This is a genomic window from Sphingomonas corticis, from assembly GCF_012035195.1.
Classification (GTDB): Bacteria; Pseudomonadota; Alphaproteobacteria; order Sphingomonadales; family Sphingomonadaceae; genus Sphingomonas; species Sphingomonas corticis.
In genome coordinates this window covers 78,328-98,873 of the sequence record NZ_JAAVJH010000003.1, presented here as the reverse complement: position 1 = coordinate 98,873, position 20,546 = coordinate 78,328, and the positions used below count along the sequence as shown (strand labels likewise).

Genomic DNA, 20,546 nt, shown 5'->3' with positions numbered 1-20,546 from the left:
ACGAATCGTCGCGGATCGGACCCAACTCGCGGGCAGCGGTTGGGGAACCGTGGCAAGCATGGCGGCGCCGGGGAGCCGCTCACCCGTACAGGGGGTGGAATGGGTCACAACGTCAGGGCGACCGACGAGGTCGCGGATCTCCTATGGTCGGCACGCAGCGCAGGATCGCGCATGATCCTGCCGGCCGCCTGCGATCGCGGCTCGGTGTCGCGGCTGAAGGAATTGGGTCTCGTGCGCGAGCAGCTCGGCTTCCTGGTGCTGACGCCCACCGGCGTGGAGCGACGCCGTCGCTGCTCGCCCTACCTGCCGCTCACCGCCTGACGGATCAGCGCTCGCGATAGCGGACCCAGTCGGTGGGGCAGGCCGCGACGGGCACCGGCTTGGCCTGCACGCCGCGGATGGTCCAGCATTCCTCGAAGATCGAGCAATAGCAGGACCGCACGTCCAGCTTCCAGCGCTCTCGCTCGATCGCCGCGATCATGCGCGCGTTGGCCGGGACGTCCGCCAGTTCAAGAAAGGCGATCCGCTCCCCCGGACGCAGCGCCACGTCGCTGGGCGGGGCGGTGCCCAACTGGATCGCATCGCCCCGGCGATAGCCGCAGCAGGCCGCCAGAAACTCGACGGGCGACCGGATCACGCGTCCGCGATAGCGCAGCTCCACCGGTCCCAGCAGCGCCGGTCCGACGCCGTTGTTGACGAGGGTGAAGTTGATCCGGTGCCGCCCGTCGTCCGTGTAGTTGCTGGTATCGTAGGCGACGAACGGCCACGCCGCCGCCTGCTGCATCCGCTGCGTCGCCTGCGCCTGGACGTAGGTGCCATAGGCCACCACCAGCGAGATCAGCAGCGTCGGCACACCGACCAGCAAATGTCCCGCCAGCGCGAAGGGCAGCCAGCGCGCGACGCGCCGCAGCAGCAGTCCGTCGCCGAAAGGATCGGCCGGCGGGCGGGGTGCGGGGCCGTCGCCCACGGTCAGAGCGCGTCGAAGTCGATGTCGCCGTGCCGATCCAGCGTCCGATCGGCCGGGGGCATCGGGTATTTCAGCCCGGTGGCGCAGTTGAACAGGACGACCTGCTCCTCCTCGTCCACCTCTCCGCTGCGCAGCGCCTGGCGATAGGCGGCCAGCGTCGCCCCGCCTTCCGGACACAGCAGCAGGCCGTCGCGCCGCGCGCACTCGTCCACCGCGGCGAGGATCGCCGGATCGCCGACCGCCAGCGCCTTGCCCCCGCTCTCGCGCACCGCGCGCAGGATCAGGAAGTCGCCGACCGCGCGCGGCACGCGGATGCCGGCGGCGACGGTGTGCGCGTCCTCCCAGCGCTCGGCATGCTCCTCCCCCGCCTCGAACGCGCGCACGATCGGCGCGCATCCGGCCGCCTGCACCGCGTACATCCGCGGACGCTTCGCGCCGATCCAGCCCATCCGCTCCAGCTCGTCGAAGGCCTTCCACATGCCGATCAGCCCGGTGCCGCCGCCGGTGGGATAGAAGATCGCGTCGGGCACGCGCCAGCCCAGCTGCGCGACCAGCTCCAGCCCCATCGTCTTCTTGCCCTCGATCCGGTACGGTTCCTTCAGCGTGGAGAAGTCGAACCAGCGTCCCTCCGCCGCGCCCTTGCCGACGATCGCGCCGCAATCGTCGATCAGGCCGTTGACGCGCCACACGCGCGCGCCCTGCATCGCGATCTCGCGGACGTTCACCTCGGGCGTGTCCTCGGGACAGAAGACGATCGTCTCGATGCCGCAGCGCGCCGCATAGGCGGCGAGCGCCGCGCCGGCGTTGCCGTTGGTCGGCATGGCGATGCGCGTGACGCCCAGTTCCTTCGCCATCGCCACCGCCATGACGAGGCCGCGCGCCTTGAAGCTGCCGGTGGGCAGCCGGCCCTCGTCCTTCACCAGCACGTGCGCGCCGCCGCTCGCCCGGACCGGCACCAGCGGCGTCTCGATCTCGCCCAGGCTGACGACATCCTCCGTGCGCCGCACCGGCAGCAATTCGCGCCAGCGCCACAGATCGGTCGCGCGCCGTTCCAGCGTGTCGCGCGGCAGCGCCGCCGCGACGGCAGCGAGATCGTAGCGCACCAGCAGCGGGCGCCCCGCGCGGGACAGATTGTGCAGCCGGTCCGCCTCGTAGTGCTCGCCGGTCAGCGAACATTCGAGATGGGTGACGAACGTGGCGCGGTCGGCGTCGAGATTGTCGTTCATGCCCCGCTTCCTAACGATCGCGCCGCGCCAACACAAAGGGCCCGGGCGTCGCCGCCCGGGCCCTTCATGCTCGCGTCGCGGCGCTTACGACTTCTTGTCGTACGTGCCGGAGAAGCTGCGGTTCAGGTCGGTGCCGCCGGCCTGGTCGCCGCCGCTCGCCCGGCTCGAGCCCTTGTCGGACGCCTTGTCGTCGTAGCCGAACAACGCCTGGTTCTGCTCCTCGTCGCGCCAGTGGCGCTTCGCCTCGTCCGCGGTCTTCGTCAGTGTCACCTTGTCGCCGCTCACCTGGCCGAGCCAGCTGGATGGGATCGAGTGGTGGCGCCCGCCGGCGTCGGCGTCGTTCTTCGTCAGCAGGATGCGGTCGCCGCGCACCTTGTCGACGGTGCCGACGTGGGTGCCGTCGGAGCCGACGACCTCGGCATGCTCCTTCACCTGGTCGAGCGACTGGCGCTGGGTCTGCCGGTTGGTGCGCCAGGACGAGAATTCGTTCTCGAACTTGGAGCGGTTCTCCTGCCGGTATTCGTCATAGTCGCGGTCCAGCGCCGCGATCTGACCCGACCGCCAGCTATGATAGTCGCTGTCGCGCTCGTTCCGGCCGCGCGGCTGTCCGCCCTGCTGGCCACCTTGCTGATTGTAGTAGCGCTCGTCGTAGCGGCTATCCATCTCGCGGCGACGTTCGGCCTCCTCGTCGCCGAACCAGGACCGCACCTCGTCGCCGGCACGCGCCATGAAGCCGCGCTCGTCATAGTCGTAGCCCTGCGGCTGGCGGCCATAGTCCCGTCCGCCGCCGCTTCCGCGCTGGCGATTGTCGTCGTCCCAATGCCGGCGTGCGCCGACATCCTCGAACCGGCGGCCGTCATGCGCGTAGCTGCCGTGATATTCGTCGCCCTGCGCGTAGCGCGACTGGCGGCCCGCGCCATAGCTGCCGCCGCCGTAGCGATCGCCGCCGCCCGAACGCCCGTAGCCCGATTGATCGTAGTTCGACTGGCCGTAGCTCGACTGGCCGTAGCCGGACCGACCCTCGTTCGACTGGCCGTAATTCGATTGGCCGTAGCTCGACTGGCCATATCCGGACTGCCCGGACTGACGATAGCGATCACCGCCGCCGCCGCCGCTGCGCCCGAATCCGCCGCCCTGCTGCGCGTAGCCCGCATTGCCGTACTCGCTGCGGCCATAGCCGCCGCGATCGTCGTCGTCGCGGCCTCCGCGGCCGCCGCCGAAACCGTCGTCGCGGTCGTAGCGGCCGCTCGCCGCGTAATCGCGCGCGCTGGAATAGCTGTAGGCGCGTCCGGAACCGTAATCGCGGCCCTCGTCCTGCGTGTCGCGGCGGCCATAATCATCGCGGTCGTTTCCGCGCGGGTAGCGTTCGTAGCCCATGAGCGTCCTCCTGAAAGCGAACAAGCACGCGCGCCGCGTCCGCGACGTCGCATTGCTCTCCATCAAGCGGCGAACGGGACGATGGTTCCTGATGTTACGGTTGGGCAACGGACGATCCGGCGCGGCGACGACACCGTCCGTCGGCGTTCGGCAAGATCGACGATTGATTGGCGAAGCCGTGTTGCATCGCCCGAAAAGGCCCGCTAATGGCGTCGCTCCCCGGCGAAATCCGGGGCGCGGGCGGGGCTGTAGCTCAGATGGGAGAGCGCTGCAATCGCACTGCAGAGGTCAGGGGTTCGATTCCCCTCAGCTCCACCAGCCCGCCCTTTTCTCCCGTTCGACTTGCCCTGCGCCGCCCGCTGCTGCGATGATGCCGCGCGACAATCCATGCGGGAGAGGCGGATGCTGATCGTCACCGGCAGCCTGACGGCGCGGCCGGACAATTTCGAGGCGTTCCTGGCGAGCGCGCTCGCGCACGTGCGCCGCTCCCGTGCGGAGGACGGTTGCCTGCACCATGCCGTCGCGCGCGATTGCGAGAACCCCTACCGCCTCGTTTTCTTCGAGACGTGGCGCGACCGCGCCGCGCTGGACGCGCATTTCCGCGTGGCGGAGGCGATCGCCTTCGTCACCGACATCCGCCGCGACGCCGCCGCCTGGGCCGGACCGACGATCTACGAGGTGACGGCATGACCCAGACGCACGATCCCGTGGCCGACGCCTTCGTCGACGCCGCCGAACTGCCGCCGCCGATCCCCGCCGCCACGCTGGTCGTGTTCCGCGACTGCGTCGACGGCGCGCCCGAACTGCTGATGGTGGAGCGCGCCAAGGCCATGGCCTTCGCCGCGGGGGCGATGGTCTTCCCCGGCGGGCGCGTCGATCCCGGCGACCATGCGCTGGCCGCCACGATGGGCGCGGGCGACGACGATTGGGAGACCGCGGCGCGGATCGCCGCGGTGCGCGAGACCATCGAGGAGGCGGGCTTGCCGGTCGGCCTCTCGGCCACGCCGGACGCCGCGACGCTGGCGACGATGCGCGACGCGCTGCACGCCGGCACGCCGTTCGCGCAGGTGCTGGCCGAGGCCGGGGCGACGCTGGCGCTCGACCGGCTGACGCCGTTCGCGCGCTGGCGGCCGCAGCATCGCCACCTGCGCATCTTCGACACGCGCTTCTTCCTCGCCCGCCTGCCGGACGACGCGCCGCCGGCGCGCGTCGACGCGACGGAAAACGTGCGGCTGGTCTGGGCGACGGCGCAGCGCGTGCTGGACGATGCCGACGCGGGCAAGCTGTCGATCATCTTTCCCACGCGGCGCAACCTGGAGCGGCTGGCACGGTTCCGCTCCCATGCCGACGCGGTCGCCCATGCGCGGGACACCCCCCTGCGCGTGGTGACGCCGTGGCCGGAGACCCGCGACGGAGTACCCCACCTCTGCATTCCCGACGACCTCGGCTATCCCGTCACGTCCGAACCGCTGACCGGCGCGCTTCGCGGGTGATGCGGCGCGTGCGGCGCGGCGTGGGCTGCGCCGCGCTGCTGGCGGCGCTGCTGGTGGCGGGCATCGTCGCCTGGGGCGTGCTGCGCGGGCGGCCGCAGGACCTGCCGTGGACGCCGCTGGACCTGGGGCAGCCGGTGGGCCTGTTCACCGGACGCAAGCTGACCGCGCTGACCGACGACTTCGCCGCCTGCCGCGCGCTGCTGGAGCGGGCGGGCGTGCGCTACCAGATGCTGCCGCCGCGCCGGGACGGCGAACGATGCGGCTATGCCGACGCGGTGCGGCTGCGCGCGGCGGGGGCGCGGTCGATCCCCTATCGTCCCGCCAGCCTAGGCATCGCCTGTCCCGTGGCGGCGGCACTGGCTATGTGGGAGTGGAACGTGGTCGCCCCCGCGGCGCAGCGCCACCTGGGGGCGCGCGTGGTCGCCATCGAGCATTTCGGCAGCTACAATTGTCGCCGCATGTACGGGCGCGACGCCGGATCGTGGAGCGAGCACGCCACCGCCGACGCGATCGACATCGCCGCCTTCCGCCTGTCCGACGGGCGCCGGGTCAGCGTGGTGAACGACTGGAACGGGGCGCCGGCGGACCGCGCCTTTTTGCGTGAGGTGCGCGACGGCGCCTGCGGCCTGTTCGCGACGGTGCTGTCCCCCGACTACAACGCCGCGCACCGCGACCACTTCCACCTGGATCAGGCGAACCGCGGCACGATGGGCTGGCGGGCGTGCCGGTAGCGGTTCCGTGGCCTGGGGATCGGTAGAGACCGGCACCTGCGCCGCGAGCACGCGCCATCCCATCGCTCGAGCTTGTGCGGCACCGTGGATGCGGGGACGAACCCGGCATGACGAAGACCCGCCTCAGTTCGGCAGCGCGTTGGCCTCCACCTTCTCGACCCAATGCGGAAAGAAGGCGGGCTGGCGCGAGGACCAGCCGGACGCGGTGGCCGCGGCCTCGCTGATCGATTGCAGCAGCGCGCGGCGCAGCTCCGGATGCAGGTGCGGCATCGCCGCGGCGGAGCAGAAGGCGGCGGGCAGCCACGGCCGCACCTTCGCGCCGACCAGCCGCTCGTACAGGAAGCGATAGGCGGAGAAGCTGGTGATCCGCCCCTGCCCCAGGTCGAACGCGGTGAGCGTGACCAGCGGCGCCAGCAGCGGCTCGGCATGGTCCAGCCCGCTGTCGTCGGGCACGGTGGCCCGGATGTCCGGCAGGCGGACGTAGTGGCGTGCCTGGGCGCGGATGCTCGCCGCCTCGACGATGTCGCGCGACCAGCGTTGCAGCGCGTCCTCACGGTCCAGGCCGATGTCCAGACTGCGGCGGATGTACCGCTGCGTGGCGGCGGCGAACCCTGCGAACTCCTTCATCTCCGCGAGGGTCATCGACCCTTCGGCCGGCTTCATCCTGGCTGTCATCGTCCCATCCCCGACCCCGGTGATCCAACGCGGACGACGATGCCTCAAGATGGTTAACAGCCGCCTTAACGCCCGCATCGTCCGAGCATGAAAACGAACACGCTCCGTGCCGCACCGCAACATGGATGCGACGAACGGAGCGTACGTGTCGTTTTTGTTTCAGCGAGTGCGGCAATGACGCAACAATGCGCCGTCGAGGGGTCAGGCGTCCTGCTGTCGCTCCGCCTCTGCCGCCGCGTCGTAGCCCGACGAGGGCGCGGGATCGTTGCGGTGGACGGGCTGCGTCGAGGCGGGCGGATCGGAGGCGTCCATGGACTCGTCCAGGCCTGCGTCCAGCCGCGCGTCGCTGTTCTCCGGATCGTCCTTCAGCCGGCGCTCGATCGAGGCGTCGCGGCCGGCGTCCTGCCGCTCGTCCCTGCCGTGCTCGTTGCTGCCGGGCGCTACCGACAGGCTGTCCAGCGCGCGCTCGTCGATCGGTGTCTCGCCCATCGTCCTTCTCCCACCGCGATGATGTCTCGATGTTGCCAACGCACGATGGTGGGGCGCGTTCCTGTCAGCCGATGCGCGCGACCGAGACGTGCTGCGCCATCATCCGCGCACTGCCGAACACCGTCATGAAGGCGATGTCGGTGGCATCGCGCCCCACCGCCACGCGGGCGAGGTCGTCGGCGTTGCCCATGCCGGTGGCGTCGACCAGCCGCCATGCCCCGTCGAGCCACAGTTCGGCCACGGCGTGGAAATCGGGCGGGTCGACGCCGGGAGCGTAGGCGGAGACGCAGCGCGCCGGGATCTCGCCCGCGCGCGCGAGCGCGACCAGCAGGTGCGCGTGGTCGCGGCACACCCCACGCCGCTCGGCGAAGGTGGCGAGCGCCCCGCCGCCGTTCACGACGCTGCCGTCATAGGCGACGTTCGCCTCCACCCACGCGGCGAGTGCCGTCGCCAGCGCCCCGCCGGCGAGACCGGGGAAGCGCGTGCGGACGAAATGGTCGAACCGGTCCGCCTCGCAGTAGCGGCTGGGCAGCAGATAGGGGATCGCGCCCGCGGGCAGCGCCGCGACGGGAGTGGGCGGCAGCGCCTCCAGCTGTACCGGCGTCCGCTCGATCCGCACGGTCGCGGCGTAGCGCGCGACCAGCCGGCGCTCGGCGCGCGCCCAGGTGCGCTGGCCGATTCCCTCCTCCCCCGCCACGGCACGGATCGGATGGTCGCTCTCGATCACCAGCGACTGCGCTTCCAGCCGCTGGTCTGGCATCGCCGCCGCCTCCACCTGCAGCAGCACGTCGGCGGGGGCCGGAAAGGCATAGTCGAGCAGCGCGTCGATCTTCAGCAGCATGGCACCCATCCAAAGCGAAGGGGCCCGGCGGTCGCCCGCCGAGCCCCTGCAAGACCATCAACCCGCCGCGATCAGTCGCGGTTGCCGCCGAACAGGCGCAGGATGAAGAGGAACATGTTGATGAAGTCGAGGTACAGGCTCAGCGCCGACATCACCACCGCCTTGCCGACCAGCTCGGACGAGCCGGCGACCTGGAAGTACAGGCTCTTCGTGCGCTGCGTGTCGTAGGCCGTCAACCCGGCGAACAGCAGCACGCCGACGATCGAGATGACGAGGCCGAGCGGGCCGGACTGCACGAACAGGTTGATGAGGCTGGCGACGATCAGGCCGACGAGGCCGACGATCAGGAACGTGCCGAACGCCGACAGGTCCTTCTTCGTCGTGTAGCCGTAGAGGCTGAGCGCCGCGAAGCCCGCCGCGGTGGCGAAGAACGCCTGCGCGATGGCGAGCGGCGAGTAGACGAGGAAGATCGTCGACAGCGACAGACCCATCGTCACGGCGAAGCCCCAGAACATCGCCTTCAGCGTGCCCGTGGAGAACTTGCCCTGGCCGAAGCTCATCGCGAAGACGAAGGCGAGCGGCGCAAGCACGATCAGCCAGCGAAGCGGCGTCTGGAACACCTGCGCCGCCATCCCGGACAGCGCGAAGCCGAGCGCGACGATACCCGTCAGCAGCACGCCCGACGTCATGTAATTGTAGACCGACAGCATGTACGAGCGCAGACCCGCGTCGTGCGCGGTGTCGCGCGCGGCGCCCGCCTGCGTCCCGAACGGGGCGGCGGAGGGTCGCGGGTCGGACCAGTTGGCCATTGTGTCAAAGCTCCTTCATCCGGCACAGTTGCCGAACCAATCGAATATCGTCCCGCTTCCGTTCCTTTTCAAGCACGCCGTCGGGGGCAGCAACCCGACGTTACAATGCGCCGTTGAGCCGCCATGCACCGCCTGTTCGTCGCCCTCCGCCCGCCGCCCGCGATCCGTGCCGCGCTGATCGACGCGATGGACGCGGTCCCCGGGGCACGCTGGCAGGACGACGAGCAGCTGCACGTCACCGTCCGCTTCCTCGGAGAGGTGGAGCGCCCGGTGGCGGAGGACGCCGCACTGGCGCTGTCGCAGGTCGTCGCCCCCGCCCTGGCGGCGCGGATCGACGGGGTCGGCACCTTCGCGCAGCGCGGACGGACGGACACGTTGTGGGCGCGCGTGCTGCCGGTGGAGCCGTTGACGGCGCTGCATCGCAAGGTGGACCAGACGCTGGGACGCGCCGGCATCGCGCCGGACACGCGGCGCTACCTGCCCCACGTGACGCTCGCGCGCCTGCCGCGCACGGGGCACGACACGGCCGCGCTGGACCGCTGGCTGGCCGCGAACGCGGCGCTCGCCACCGCGGACTTCCCGCTGGACCACCTCTACCTCTACGAGAGCCACCTGACGAGCGACGGCGCACGCTACGAACCCGTGATGCGCTGGCCGCTTGCGGGAAGTTAGCGCTTCCCCCGCTCGCCCCCGCTCTGTTACGCCTGCCGGCACAGAGAGGGAGGGGCGCATGGCACCGGAAAGCGAGACCCGCGCGAGCGGCTATGCGTGGTACGTCCTCTTCGTCCTGTTCCTCGTCTACATCCTCAATTTCGTCGACCGGCAGGTGATCTCCATCCTGGCCGAGGACATCAAGCGCGACCTGAACCTGAAGGACGAGGACCTGGGCTTCCTCTACGGCACCGCGTTCGGCGTCTTCTACTCGCTGTTCGGCATTCCGCTCGGCCGGCTGGCGGACAGCTGGCATCGCGTGCGGCTGATGACGGTGGGGCTCACCTTGTGGTCGACGATGACCGCGCTGTCGGGCCTGTCCTCCACCGGCACGCACCTGGCGGCGGCGCGCATCGGCGTCGGCGTGGGCGAGGCGACCGCCAGCCCGTCCGCCTATTCGCTGATCTCCGACTGGTTTCCCAAGCGGCTGCGCGCCACCGCGCTGTCGATCTACTCGGCCGGGCTCTACGTCGGTGGCGGCTGCTCGCTCTTCATCGGCGGGTTGATCGTGCAGGGCTGGAACCGCGCCTATCCCGCGGGCGGCCCGATGGGGCTGGTCGGATGGCAGGCCGCGTTCCTGGCGGTGGGTATCCCCGGATTGCTGCTGGCGCTGTGGATCGCGACGCTGCGCGAGCCGGCGCGCGGCCTGTCCGAGGGCATCGCCACCGCGCCGCACCCCCGCCCCTTCGGCGCCTTCTTCGACGAGCTGCTGACCATCCTGCCACCGCTGACGCTGATCGGCGCGGCGCGGCGCGGCGGACGGGCGCTGGGGGCGAACCTGCTGGCGGCCGGGATCATCACCGCCGCGGTGATCGCGCTGGTGTCCGCGGGTGAGCCGGTCGCGCAATGGGCCGCCGTCGGCGGCGGCGTCTACGCCGTCTTCTCCTGGGCGAGCGCGCTGCGCGAGCGCGATCCGCCCACCTTCGCGCTGATCGTCGCGACGCCGGCGTTCCTGTGCACGGTGGTCGCCTACGGCCTCAACGCCTTTCTCAGCTACGCCGCCGCCTTCTGGGCGGCACCCTATGCCATGCGCGTGCTGGGCGTGGACCCGGCGACGGCGGGGCTGATGATCGGCGGGTCGGGAGCGCTGTCCGGCTTCCTGGGCGTCACCGTCGGCGGCGTGCTGGCCGACCGGCTGCGGCGGCGACACCCGGCGGGACGGCTGATCGTCGTCACGGCCGCGACCGTGCTGCCGGTGCCGTTCATGGCGATCGGCTTCACCACCGGGGAACCGTGGGTGCTCTACCCCTGCCTGTTCGCGGCGCAGTTCTTCTCCGCCTGGGGGCTGGGCGGCTCGGCGGCGACCACGCAAGACCTGGTCCTGCCGCGAATGCGGGGCACGGCGACGGCGACCTATTTCATCGGCACGACGCTGCTCGGCCTCGCGCTCGGCCCCTATCTCGCCGGGCGCGTGTCGACGCTGAGCGGCAGCCTGTCGACGGGGATGCTCGCGCTGCTGCTGTCGGTGCCGATCACCTTCGCCGCAGGCGTCGCCGCATTCCGGCTGGTGCCAGCGGCGGAGCGGACGCGCGAGGATCGCGCGCGCGCCGCCGGGGAGCCGATCGACTGACCTTGCCCGTCAGTTGACCTGAAGGATCCCGCAGGCGATCCGCCCGCCGCTGTTGCCCGACGGATCCGTGCGCAGGTCGTCCGCGCCCGCGTGAACGACCACCGTCGCCCCGTCGGCGTCGAGCAGCGAGGCGAGCGTCGCGCCGGGGATGGTCGCGCCCACCGTGCCGCGGCCGCTGCCGTCGACGACCAGATTGGGCAGGTCGCCCTGGTGCGGCCCCTGCGGGTTCATCGTCCCGTGCTTCATCGTGGTCGGATTCCAGTGCGGTCCTGCCGTCTCGAACGCCGGCGGGTCGCAGCGGCCCGTGGTATGGACGTGGGCGCCGTGGGTGCCGGGGGGCATGTCCTTCACGTCGACGGTGAAGCGCAGCCCGCCGGCCACTTCGGTCACCGTGGCGCGACCGCCGTCCGCACCCGCCGCCGTGCGCAGCATCGCCGTGGCGCTCGCCCCGCCGGACATGGGCGAACCCATCGCGGGTTCCTCGCGATTGCACGCCGAAAGCGCGAGCAGGCCCGCGCCAGCCACCAGGCCGATCGCCATCAAACGCATGATACTCACCCCTTTTGTCTTGCCGCTGCAATCCGCAAGGGGCGGAAAGGTTCCTGCGATCAGGCCGCCGGCCGCGCCATCATCAGCGCGGCGCGGGTGGTGCGGCAGACGATCTCGTCGCGCTGGTTGATGCCGACATGCTCGAACGTCACCACGCCCTGCCCCGGCCGCGAGGCGGAGGGGCGCAGCGCCTTCACCTCGGTCTCGACTCGGATGGTGTCGCCGGCGAAGACCGGCTTGGGAAAGCTGGTCTCGCTCATCCCCAGGTTCGCCACGGTCGTGCCGAAGGTGGTGTCCTGCACGCTGAGGCCGATGACGAGGCCGAGCGTGAAGAGCGAGTTCATCAGCGGCCGGCCGAACTCCGTCGTCGCGGCATAAGCATGGTCGATGTGCAGCGCCGCCGGATTGTAGGTCAGCGCGGAGAAGAGGATGTTGTCGGCATCGGTCACCGTCCGCCGCACCTCGTGCACGAAGCGGCGCCCGACGGCGAATTCCTCGAACCATAGACCGGCCATCGTCGCTCTCCTATCGGTGCCCGCGCGCGATCAGCGCCGCGATGCGCCGGCCGCTCGCCGCCGCCTGCGCGATGGCGAAGACCAGCACGATGTTGAGGACGACCAGTTCGACGAGGAAGAACCATAAGGAGGTTCCCATCACGATCATGCTGAGCGCCAGCAGCACGGTGCGCGGGTTCGCGCCCAGCACCGCCACCACCGGCAGCGTCGTCCGCCCCGCCTCCCGCGCGATCGTGGCGATGCGCCGCCGCTCCGCCGGGTCCGCCTCCGCGCTGGCGACCAACCGGTTCACCACCTGCGTCGGTCCCGACATCTTGCGCCACGCCCACAGGTAGAAGGCCGACAGCGTCACGCCGATTCCGCTGCCTTCCGCCTTGGCGGTCTGCAGCCACGGCACGTCGTAGGCCCACCATTGGTAGGTGCGCCGCTGGCTCTCGCAAAACACCGACTGCACCGCGCGGCTGATCCCCGCGCCCAGCGCGATCGCCCAGGCGGCGGCGCCCATCGTGTCGTCGAGCCGCGTCGCCAGCAGCGCGTAGAGGATGCCGTGGCCGAAATAGTCGCACATTCCATCGACGATCTCGCCGGACGGCGAGGCGCGGCCCGACATCCGCGCCAGCGCGCCGTCCGCGCCGTCGACCACGTGCCAGCCCAGGTGCAGCACCGCGCCCAGCGCGATCGCCGCCGGCGTGCCGACCAGCGCGTAGAGCACGCCCGCGGCCACCACCATCACCGCGCCGGCGACGGAAACCATGTTCGGCGTCACCGGCGTGGGGACGAGCAGCCGCGCCAGCCGGTTGGCCAGCGGGTGATAAAGCGTGCGATTCAGAAAGCCTTGCAGTTCGCGCGGCTTTCCCGCCACACTCGGTTGAAAATCGTTCACCTTTTCCCTCGCGGCCCGTCTGCGCGGTCCCTATAGCGATCCATGCGTCGCTTGACAGTTGCCACGTATCTGTCACGAAGCGGCAAACCTAGTGTCTTTCGCCGGCTGCGGCCCGGCAAGTGGGGATCAATGACGACGATCAAGGTGGCGGTTATCGGTGTCGGCAACTGCGCGAGCAGCCTCGTGCAGGGCAAGTACCATTATGCAGGCACCAATGCCGCGAACGGCCTGATCCACGAGGATATCGGCGGATACAAGGTCGGCGACCTGGACTTCGTGGCGGCGTTCGACGTCGATTCGCGCAAGGTCGGGCTGGACCTGGGCGAGGCGATCTTCGCCAAGCCGAACTGCACCAAGGTGTTTCACGCCGACGTGCCGAAGACCGGCACCGTCGTGAAGATGGGCGCCAAGCTGGACGGCGTGGCCGCGCACATGCTGACCGCCGCCAACGACCGCGGCTTCGAGATCGACACCGCCGCGCGCGACGCGTCCAAGGCGGAGATCGTCGAGGAGCTGAAGCGCACCGGCGCCGAGATCCTCGTCAACTTCCTGCCCGTCGGCAGCCAGGAGGCGACCGAGTTCTACATGGAATGCGCGCTCGAGGCCGGTGTCGGCGTCGTGAACTGCATGCCCGTGTTCATCGCCTCTCGGCCCGAGTGGGAGAAGAAGTTCGCCGACGCGAACCTGCCCATCATCGGCGACGACGTGAAGGCGCAGGTCGGCGCGACGATCGTCCACCGCGTGCTCTCCAACCTGTTCGGCCAGCGCGGCGTGACGATCGATCACACCTATCAGCTGAACACCGGCGGCAACACCGACTTCATGAACATGCTCGACCGCAACCGGCTGGCGAGCAAGAAGGAGTCGAAGACCGAGGCGGTGCAGGCCGTCATCGCGGAGCGGCTGGCGGATGAGAACATCCACGTCGGCCCGTCGGACTACATCCCCTGGCTCGGCGACAACAAGCTGTGCTTCCTCCGCCTGGAGGGCGACCTGTTCGGCGGCGTGCCGATGAACCTGGAGCTGCGCCTGTCCGTCGAGGATTCGCCGAATTCGGCGGCCGTGGTCGTGGACGCGATCCGCTGCGTGAAGCTCGGCCTCGACCGCGGGATTGGCGGCGCGCTGACCGGCCCGTCGGCGTTCTTCTGCAAGCACCCGCCCGAGCAGGTGACCGACGACGTCGCGGCGCAGATGACCGACGAGTTCATCCACGCCGACACCCGCCTCGCCGCCGAGTAAGCGGCAGAGCCACCAGGACCGAAGCGCGATGCACGCGCTCATCGTCGCAGCCGGCTTCGGTAGCCGGCTGCGCGCGGTCTCCCCTTCCAAGCCGCTGACGCCCGTCGCCGGCGTGCCGCTGATCGAGCGCGTGATCCACGCCGCGCACGACGGCGGCGCGACTGCCTTCACCGTCGTCACCGGCTACGAGGCCGAGGGGCTGGAACGTCACCTGGCCGCCGCCGCGCCGCGGCTGGGCGTGCCGGTGCGGTGCGTGCGCACCGCGGACTGGACGCGACCCAACGGTCACTCGGTGCTGACCGGCGCCGACGCGATCGGCGCGCAGCGGCACCTGCTGATGATGGCCGACCATCTGGTCGAACCCGCGCTGGTCGCCGCCCTCGTCGCCGCGCCCGACGCGCCGCTGACGCTGGGGATCGACCGCCGGCTCGACAATCCGCTGGTCGACATGGACGACGTGACCCGCGTGCGCACCGACGCCGGCGGCCGCATTGTCGCGATCGGCAAGCACCTCGCCGATTACGACTGCTTCGACACCGGCGTCTTCGCGGTCGACGGTCGCTTCCACGACGCGCTGCGCGGCTCGATCGCCGCCGGTGGCGCCGGCTCGATCTCCGCCGGGGTGGAGGCGCTGGCCGCGACCGGGGGGGCGCACACCGTGGACGTGGGCGCATCGTGGTGGCTGGACGTGGACGATCCGCGCGCGCTGGATCAGGCGGAGGCGGCGCTGGCGCACGGCATCGCCGCGGAATAGCAGCAAGATTTCGTCACCGGCGGGACCGGAACACCCGCCCGGCCTCGCGCATTCCGCGGCACGATCTTGATCTGGATCGTACGAAGGAGCCGCCATGTCGAACGCCACCCGCCCGCACCGTTCCGTCCGCACGATGGGCGGCTGGCCCGCGATCGTCGCGCTCGTCGCGGTGATCGCGATCGTCCTCTTCTTCACGCTCTCGCGCAACGATCGTGCGGCGAAGCTGCGCGTCGGATCGGGCACCGCCCAGGCCATGTACGACGGCACGCACACGGCGGACAACAAGCCGGTGGCACGCGAGTGATGCGCACGCTAGGCCGCTCCCGCACCGGATAGAGGAGAGGCCCATGCGCGAAGCCGCGATCGTTTCCACCGCCCGCACCGGCATCGGCCGCGCCTACAAGGGCTATTTCAACGCCACCGAGGCGCCGGTTCTGGCCGGGCACGTCATGAACGCGGCGGTCGAGCGTGCGGGGATCGACCCGGCGCGGATCGACGACGTGTTCTGGGGCGTGGGCAACCAATGGGGTACGCAGGGCGGCAATGCAGGGCGCATGGCGATCTTCGCCGGCGCGCTGCCGCAGTCGGTGCCCGCCTTCACGCTGGATCGCAAATGCGGCTCGGGCCTGACCGCGGTGGCACTGGCGGCACGGTCGATCGTCGCGGGCGACATCGACGTCGCGCTGGCCGGCGGGATGGAGTCGATCAGCTACACGGTGACGAAGGACGCGCCCCGCTTCGTCAACCAGAGCGTGACGGCGAAGGAGCCCGCCGCCTACATCCCGATGATCGAAACGGCGGAGATCGTGGCGGAGCGCTATGGCATCAGCCGGGAAGCGCAGGACGCCTATGGCGCGCAGAGCCAGCAGCGTGCCGCCCGCGCGCAGGCGGAAGGCCGTTTCGACGCGGAGATCGCGCCGATCACGGTCGAAAAGGCGCTGTTCGACAAGGAAGGCAACCGCACCGGTAGCGAGACCGTCACCGTCACCCGCGACGAGGGTATCCGCGAGGGCACGACGGCGGAGGCGCTCGCCGCGCTGAAGACGGTGTGGCCGGGCGGCGCCTTTACCGGGCCGGGCAGCCACATCACCGCCGGCAACGCCAGCCAGCTGTCTGACGGCGCCGCGGCGCAGATCGTGATGGATCGCGCGACCGCCGAGGCGGAGGGCAAGGAGATCCTCGGCATCTATCGCGGCTTCCAGGCGGCGGGCTGCGGGCCGGAGGAGATGGGCATCGGCCCGGTGTTCGCCATCCCCAGGCTGCTGGAGCGGGCCGGGCTGTCCGTGGACGATATCGGCCTGTGGGAACTGAACGAGGCCTTTGCCAGCCAGTGCCTCTATTGCCGCGATCACCTCGGCATCGATCCGGATCGCTACAACGTCAGTGGCGGGGCGATCGCGGTGGGCCATCCTTTCGGCATGACGGGATCGCGGCTGGTCGGCCACGCGCTGGTCGAGGGGCGGCGGCGCGGCGTTCGCTACGTCGTGGTGTCGATGTGCACCGCCGGCGGCATGGGCGCGGCCGGATTGTTCGAAATCGTCTGAACGCTTGGCAGGTCAAGGCGTTGTAGCGCCATGACGAAACCACCGGAACAGCAGCGCCAGCCCGCCTTCGACCACGATCGCGGGTACAGCGGGCAGGACTACGATATCGCGGAGGAGCGCCGGCTGGCCGAGGAGCAGCCGGCCGGCTCCGTCGCGCCGCCGGCCCCGTCGCAGGGCCGCCGCGCGTCCTTCGATCCCGCGACCGGCGAAGTGCGCGGCAGCGGCATGGGCGCGGGCGGCGGCAGCCCCGGCGAGGATCCTGACAGCGACAGCGCCGGCGGGGACGGCCCCGTCATTACCGGCGCACAGCCGGACAAGCCCGCGACCTGAACCCCGCCCGAGATTACCGAAGGAGACCTGCCATGTTGTGGACCATCGCCGTCATCCTGCTGATCCTGTGGCTGCTCGGCTTCGGCTTCCACGTCGCCGGCGGGCTGATCCACATCCTGCTCGTCATCGCGATCATCGTCGGGCTGGTGCAGCTGTTCAGCGGACGCCGCCGGCTCTAGCCGCACGCAGACCATCCCAGGCGAACAGCGCGCAGCCGCACCAGATCAGCGCGAAGGTGACGATGTGGAAGCCGTGCAGCGGCTCGCCGAACAGCCATACGGCCTCGCCGAATTGCAACGACGGCGCGATATATTGCAGCAGGCCTAGGGTCGAATAGGGCATCGACCGCGCCGCCGCGGCGAACATCAGCAACGGTGCGGCGGTGATCGCGCCCGCGCCGATCAGCATCAGGTCGATGCGCAGGTCGTGCCCGAACGCGGCGTCGCCCCCCTGCCCCGCCAGCAGCAGCACGGCCAGTGCGGGCGGGGCGAGCAGCAGCGTCTCCACCGTCAGCCCGCCCAGCGCGTCGATCGCGACCACCTTGCGCACCAGCCCGTAGGTGCCGAACGACAGCGCCAGCGTCAGCGGCACCCACAGCGCGCCCACTCCGCCCGCCACCGCCATCACCAGCACGCCCGCGGCGGCGAGCGCGATCGCCACGCCCTGCATCCGCCGCAGCCGCTCGCCCAGGATTGCGACGCCCAGGCCGACGTTGACGAGCGGATTGATGAAATAGCCCAGGCTTGCCGCGATCGTATGCCCATTGCCCACGGCGTAGATGTAGACGAACCAATTGACCGCGATCAGCGCGGCGCTGACCGCCAGCATCGCGAGCACCCGCCCCCGCGCCGCCGCGACGATCCCGCGCAGTCGCCGGGCGACCAGCACGATCAGGCCGAGCAGCAGCAGCGACCACAGGATGCGATGCGCCAGGATCTGCACCGCGGGCACGCCCGCCAGCAGCTTCAGGTAGAGCGGCAGGAAGCCCCACATCACATAGGCCGCGATGCCGAGCATCAGCCCGCGGCGGGACGGCGCCGCGGTCACGGCAGCGATGCCCGATGAAGGAAGCGACGGCGGGCGGGAGAGCGGCAGGTCACGCGAGCGCGATAGCGGCAAGTCCGTGCTCGCGACAGGGATGCTCGTACTGCCAGGCGAGAAGAAGTGGGTTCACGCGGGCGCGCGGAGACGCGGAGTGTCGTTTCCGGTGGCGGCTCAGGACATGGCCGCGAGCGTCGCTCCCCGCGGCTCCGCCTGGACCGGCCCGTCCCGTCAGTCGGCGAACAGCAGCACCGGCGTCTCCAGCAGCTTCTTCAGCGCCTGGACGTAGCTCGCCGCGTCCCACCCGTCGACGACCCGGTGGTCGCAGCTGATCGACAGGTTCATCAGCTTGGCGCGGACGATGTCGTCGCCGTGGAAGACGGGGCGCTCGACGATCTTGTTCGGACCGATGATCGCGACCTCGGGCCGATTGATGACCGGCGTGGTCGCGATGCCGCCCAGCGGGCCGAGCGAGGTGACGGTGATGGTGCCGCCGCCCAGCTCCTCGGGCTTCAGCTTCGACGCGCGCGCGGCATCGGCCAGGCGCGCGATCTCCGTGGCCAGCTGCCACACGTTGCGGTCCTGCGCGTCGCGGATGACCGGGACGGTGAGGCCCGCGTCGGTCTGCGCCGCCATGCCGACGTGGACGCTGCCGTGCCGCGTGACCACCCCGGCCTCGTCGTCGTAGCGCGCGTTGAGCATCGGGAAGTCGGGCAAGGTGCGGCAGATCGCGACGATCAGCAGTGGCAGCATGGTCAGCTTGGGCCGGTTGCCCCGATTCGCGTTCAAATCCGCGCGGACGCGCTCCAGCTCGGTGACGTCGATCTCGTCGACGTAGGTGAAGTGCGGGATGTGGCGCTTGGCCGCCGCCATGTTCTCGGCGATGCGGCGGCGCATCCCGATGACGCGCACCTGCTCGTCGGCCCGCGCTCGGCTGGCATGGGGGGCGTGATAGCCCTGCCCGCTGGCGTAGCGCAGGTAGGCGTCGAGATCCGCGTGGCGGATGCGGTCGCCCTCCGCGATGCGCACCTGCGCCAGATCGACGCCCAGGTCCGCCGCGCGCGCGCGGACCGCGGGGGAAGCGAGGACCGGCTTGTCCCTCTCCCCTTGTGGGAGAGCGAGGGAAGCGGCGGAAGGGTGAGGGGGCGTGGCGCTGGGTTCCGCTTCCTCGCTCCCCCTCACCTTCCCACTCGGCTGCGCCGAGCTGGCCCCTTCCTCTCCGACAGGGGGAGAGGAGGTTTCCACCTCCTCCACGCCCGGGTTCTCGGCCTCGAAGGTCTGCTCCTCGATCGGCTCCGGCATCGCCGCGGGTCGCCGCGTCTCGTCCAGCGGCTCGACGCTCAAATCGTTCGGCGCCTCGCTCGCCTCGCCCTCAGTCTCGATCACCACCAGCGGCGCGCCGATCGACACCTGGTCGCCGACCTCGCCGGCCAGTTCGACCACGGTGCCGGCGACCGGCGATTCCATTTCCACCGTCGCCTTGTCGGTCATCATGTCGGCGAGGCTCTGGTCCTCCTCCACGCGATCACCGACCGCGACGTGCCACGCCACGATCTCCGCCTCGGAAATGCCCTCGCCGATGTCGGGCAGCTTGAAGGTGAAACGTGCCATTCGCCTAGTCCATTTCCGTTCGTGTCGAGCGAAGTCGAGACACGCTGTCGTCAGCGCGACACCCCCGTTTCTCGACTTCGCTCGAAACGAACGGGGGTGGGGCGAGAGGTCAGTCCTTCAGGACCTTCTTCAGCGCCTGTCCGATCCGCACCGGGCCGGGAAAATAGGCCCATTCCAGGCTGTGCGGATAAGGCGTGTCGAACCCGGTGACGCGCTCCACCGGCGCCTCCAGGTGGTAGAAGCAGCGCTCCTGCACCAGCGCGGAGAGTTCCGCACCGAAGCCGCCGGTGCGCGTCGCCTCGTGCACGATCATGCAGCGGCCGGTCTTCCTGACGCTCTCCTCGATCGTCTCGATGTCCAGCGGGACCAGCGTGCGCAGGTCGACGATCTCCGCGTCGACGCCGGTATCGGCGACCACCTGCGCACAGACGTGGACCATCGTGCCGTAGGCGAGAATCGTCACCGCCTCGCCCGTGCGGACCACGTTCGCCTTGCCCAGCGGGATCCTGTAGTAGCCGGTGGGCACCTCGCCCGCGGGATGCTTCGACCAATTCTCCGCCGGGCGGTCCCAATGGCCGTTGAACGGGCCGTTGTAGATGCGCTTGGGCTCGAAGAAGATGGTGGGATCGTTGTCCTCGATCGCGGCGATCAGCAGCCCCTTGGCGTCGTAGGGCGTGGACGGGATCACCGTCTTCAGGCCGGAGACGTGGGTGAAGATGCCCTCGGGCGACTGCGAGTGCGTCTGTCCGCCGAAGATGCCGCCGCCGAAGGGGGAGCGGACGGTGATGGGGGAGACGAACTCTCCCGCCGACCGGTAGCGCAGCCGCGCCGCCTCGCTGACCAGCTGGTCGAGCGCGGGATAGATGTAGTCGGCGAACTGGATCTCCGGCACCGGGCGCAGGCCGTAGGCGGCCATGCCGATGGAGACGCCGATGATGCCGATCTCCGTGATCGGCGTGTCGAAGACGCGGGTCTTGCCGTATTTCTTCTGCAGGCCGGCGGTCGCGCGGAAGACGCCGCCGAAATAGCCCACGTCCTCGCCCATCACGACGACGCCGGCGTCGCGCTCCATCATCACGTCCATGGCGGAGTTGATCGCCTGGATCATGTTCATGCGGGTGGTGGTGGCGGTATCGTCCGCCGATTGGTCGATCGTGTCGGTCATGTCAAAACCCGTCACCCCGGCGAAGG

The 20,546-nt window shown here is 70.4% G+C and carries 25 protein-coding genes and 1 tRNA gene; 13 read left to right on the top strand and 13 right to left on the bottom strand.

What is annotated here, in order from left to right; all coding sequences use genetic code 11:
- Nucleotides 1-171: 171 nt before the first annotated feature.
- Nucleotides 172-321, top strand: a complete 150-nt coding sequence (locus tag HBH26_RS05555) for a hypothetical protein (RefSeq protein WP_168133623.1) — start codon at nt 172-174, stop codon at nt 319-321.
- Between the two features lie 4 nt (nt 322-325).
- Here the strand turns inward: HBH26_RS05555 and HBH26_RS05550 are convergent, their stop codons facing one another.
- The 3 genes from HBH26_RS05550 to HBH26_RS05540 all read right to left on the bottom strand — a co-directional run bounded on the left by HBH26_RS05550 (nt 326) and on the right by HBH26_RS05540 (nt 3,570).
- Nucleotides 326-967 (bottom strand): hypothetical protein, encoded by a 642-nt coding sequence (locus HBH26_RS05550; RefSeq protein ID WP_168133622.1) that lies wholly within the window; start codon nt 965-967, stop codon nt 326-328.
- A gap of 2 nt (nt 968-969) precedes the next feature.
- The gene (locus HBH26_RS05545) at nt 970-2,193 is read right to left on the bottom strand and encodes a threonine synthase (RefSeq protein WP_168133621.1); all 1,224 of its coding nucleotides are present in this window, start codon (nt 2,191-2,193) and stop codon (nt 970-972) included.
- Nucleotides 2,194-2,277: 84 nt separating this feature from the next.
- Entirely contained in the window at nt 2,278-3,570 is a 1,293-nt protein-coding gene (locus tag HBH26_RS05540) for a DUF2171 domain-containing protein (protein ID WP_168133620.1), read from the bottom strand.
- Between the two features lie 242 nt (nt 3,571-3,812).
- On the opposite strand from HBH26_RS05540, the gene HBH26_RS05535 reads away from it, so the two are divergent.
- From HBH26_RS05535 to HBH26_RS05520, 4 genes are all read left to right on the top strand, one after another.
- Nucleotides 3,813-3,888 (top strand) — tRNA-Ala (locus HBH26_RS05535).
- Nucleotides 3,889-3,972: 84 nt separating this feature from the next.
- Entirely contained in the window at nt 3,973-4,260 is a 288-nt protein-coding gene (locus HBH26_RS05530) for a putative quinol monooxygenase (RefSeq protein WP_168133619.1), read from the top strand.
- Nucleotides 4,257-5,063 carry an NUDIX hydrolase gene (locus tag HBH26_RS05525; protein ID WP_168133618.1) on the top strand — a complete coding sequence of 269 codons (807 nt, stop codon included), beginning with the start codon at nt 4,257-4,259 and terminating at the stop codon, nt 5,061-5,063. The genes HBH26_RS05530 and HBH26_RS05525 overlap by 4 nt, the downstream gene beginning before the upstream one ends.
- Entirely contained in the window at nt 5,063-5,794 is a 732-nt protein-coding gene (locus HBH26_RS05520) for an extensin-like domain-containing protein (protein WP_168133617.1), read from the top strand. Before HBH26_RS05525 ends, HBH26_RS05520 begins: the two co-directional genes overlap by 1 nt.
- A 123-nt stretch (nt 5,795-5,917) precedes the next feature.
- Here HBH26_RS05520 and HBH26_RS05515 read toward each other — a convergent pair whose 3' ends face one another.
- The 4 genes from HBH26_RS05515 to HBH26_RS05500 form a co-directional block, all read right to left on the bottom strand.
- Nucleotides 5,918-6,469 carry a hypothetical protein gene (locus HBH26_RS05515; RefSeq protein WP_168133616.1) on the bottom strand — a complete coding sequence of 184 codons (552 nt, stop codon included), beginning with the start codon at nt 6,467-6,469 and terminating at the stop codon, nt 5,918-5,920.
- Nucleotides 6,470-6,670: 201 nt separating this feature from the next.
- Complete coding sequence (locus HBH26_RS05510) at nt 6,671-6,958, bottom strand: hypothetical protein (RefSeq protein WP_168133615.1); 288 nt, start codon at nt 6,956-6,958, stop codon at nt 6,671-6,673.
- Between the two features lie 64 nt (nt 6,959-7,022).
- A complete protein-coding gene (locus tag HBH26_RS05505) occupies nt 7,023-7,799 on the bottom strand; it encodes a transglutaminase-like domain-containing protein (protein WP_168133614.1) in 777 nt (258 codons plus the stop codon).
- 71 nt (nt 7,800-7,870) lie between these two features.
- Nucleotides 7,871-8,608, bottom strand: a complete 738-nt coding sequence (locus tag HBH26_RS05500) for a Bax inhibitor-1/YccA family protein (RefSeq protein WP_168133613.1) — start codon at nt 8,606-8,608, stop codon at nt 7,871-7,873.
- A gap of 123 nt (nt 8,609-8,731) precedes the next feature.
- Here HBH26_RS05500 and thpR point away from each other — a divergent pair, with 123 nt between their 5' ends.
- The gene (gene thpR / locus HBH26_RS05495) at nt 8,732-9,280 is read left to right on the top strand and encodes an RNA 2',3'-cyclic phosphodiesterase (RefSeq protein WP_168133612.1); all 549 of its coding nucleotides are present in this window, start codon (nt 8,732-8,734) and stop codon (nt 9,278-9,280) included.
- A gap of 58 nt (nt 9,281-9,338) precedes the next feature.
- On the top strand, nt 9,339-10,889 hold the full coding sequence (locus HBH26_RS05490) for a spinster family MFS transporter (RefSeq protein WP_168133611.1): 1,551 nt from the start codon (nt 9,339-9,341) through the stop codon (nt 10,887-10,889).
- Between the two features lie 9 nt (nt 10,890-10,898).
- Here the strand turns inward: HBH26_RS05490 and HBH26_RS05485 are convergent, their stop codons facing one another.
- From HBH26_RS05485 to HBH26_RS05475, 3 genes are all read right to left on the bottom strand, one after another.
- Nucleotides 10,899-11,429 carry a superoxide dismutase family protein gene (locus HBH26_RS05485; protein WP_168133610.1) on the bottom strand — a complete coding sequence of 177 codons (531 nt, stop codon included), beginning with the start codon at nt 11,427-11,429 and terminating at the stop codon, nt 10,899-10,901.
- Nucleotides 11,430-11,497: 68 nt separating this feature from the next.
- Nucleotides 11,498-11,953, bottom strand: a complete 456-nt coding sequence (locus HBH26_RS05480) for a MaoC family dehydratase (RefSeq protein ID WP_168133609.1) — start codon at nt 11,951-11,953, stop codon at nt 11,498-11,500.
- 10 nt (nt 11,954-11,963) lie between these two features.
- The gene (locus HBH26_RS05475) at nt 11,964-12,836 is read right to left on the bottom strand and encodes a CDP-alcohol phosphatidyltransferase family protein (protein ID WP_168133608.1); all 873 of its coding nucleotides are present in this window, start codon (nt 12,834-12,836) and stop codon (nt 11,964-11,966) included.
- Nucleotides 12,837-12,965: 129 nt separating this feature from the next.
- Here HBH26_RS05475 and HBH26_RS05470 point away from each other — a divergent pair, with 129 nt between their 5' ends.
- The 6 genes from HBH26_RS05470 to HBH26_RS05445 all read left to right on the top strand — a co-directional run bounded on the left by HBH26_RS05470 (nt 12,966) and on the right by HBH26_RS05445 (nt 16,882).
- Nucleotides 12,966-14,075, top strand: a complete 1,110-nt coding sequence (locus tag HBH26_RS05470; RefSeq protein ID WP_168133607.1) for an inositol-3-phosphate synthase — start codon at nt 12,966-12,968, stop codon at nt 14,073-14,075.
- Between the two features lie 28 nt (nt 14,076-14,103).
- Complete coding sequence (locus tag HBH26_RS05465) at nt 14,104-14,829, top strand: phosphocholine cytidylyltransferase family protein (RefSeq protein ID WP_168133606.1); 726 nt, start codon at nt 14,104-14,106, stop codon at nt 14,827-14,829.
- A gap of 94 nt (nt 14,830-14,923) precedes the next feature.
- Nucleotides 14,924-15,133 (top strand): hypothetical protein, encoded by a 210-nt coding sequence (locus HBH26_RS05460; protein WP_168133605.1) that lies wholly within the window; start codon nt 14,924-14,926, stop codon nt 15,131-15,133.
- A gap of 43 nt (nt 15,134-15,176) precedes the next feature.
- Complete coding sequence (locus HBH26_RS05455; protein WP_168133604.1) at nt 15,177-16,373, top strand: acetyl-CoA C-acyltransferase; 1,197 nt, start codon at nt 15,177-15,179, stop codon at nt 16,371-16,373.
- Between the two features lie 30 nt (nt 16,374-16,403).
- Nucleotides 16,404-16,703 carry a hypothetical protein gene (locus tag HBH26_RS05450; protein ID WP_168133528.1) on the top strand — a complete coding sequence of 100 codons (300 nt, stop codon included), beginning with the start codon at nt 16,404-16,406 and terminating at the stop codon, nt 16,701-16,703.
- Between the two features lie 32 nt (nt 16,704-16,735).
- Nucleotides 16,736-16,882, top strand: a complete 147-nt coding sequence (locus HBH26_RS05445) for a lmo0937 family membrane protein (RefSeq protein WP_168133603.1) — start codon at nt 16,736-16,738, stop codon at nt 16,880-16,882.
- Here the strand turns inward: HBH26_RS05445 and rarD are convergent.
- The 3 genes from rarD to HBH26_RS05430 form a co-directional block, all read right to left on the bottom strand.
- Nucleotides 16,860-17,750, bottom strand: a complete 891-nt coding sequence (rarD, locus tag HBH26_RS05440; RefSeq protein WP_168133602.1) for an EamA family transporter RarD — start codon at nt 17,748-17,750, stop codon at nt 16,860-16,862. The genes HBH26_RS05445 and rarD overlap by 23 nt on opposite strands.
- 225 nt (nt 17,751-17,975) lie before the next feature.
- Nucleotides 17,976-19,355 (bottom strand): dihydrolipoamide acetyltransferase family protein, encoded by a 1,380-nt coding sequence (locus HBH26_RS05435; RefSeq protein WP_168133601.1) that lies wholly within the window; start codon nt 19,353-19,355, stop codon nt 17,976-17,978.
- A 109-nt stretch (nt 19,356-19,464) separates the two neighbouring features.
- Nucleotides 19,465-20,469, bottom strand: coding sequence for an alpha-ketoacid dehydrogenase subunit beta (locus HBH26_RS05430; RefSeq protein ID WP_168133913.1), 1,005 nt, complete (start codon nt 20,467-20,469; stop codon nt 19,465-19,467).
- Between the last annotated feature and the right edge of the window lie 77 nt (nt 20,470-20,546).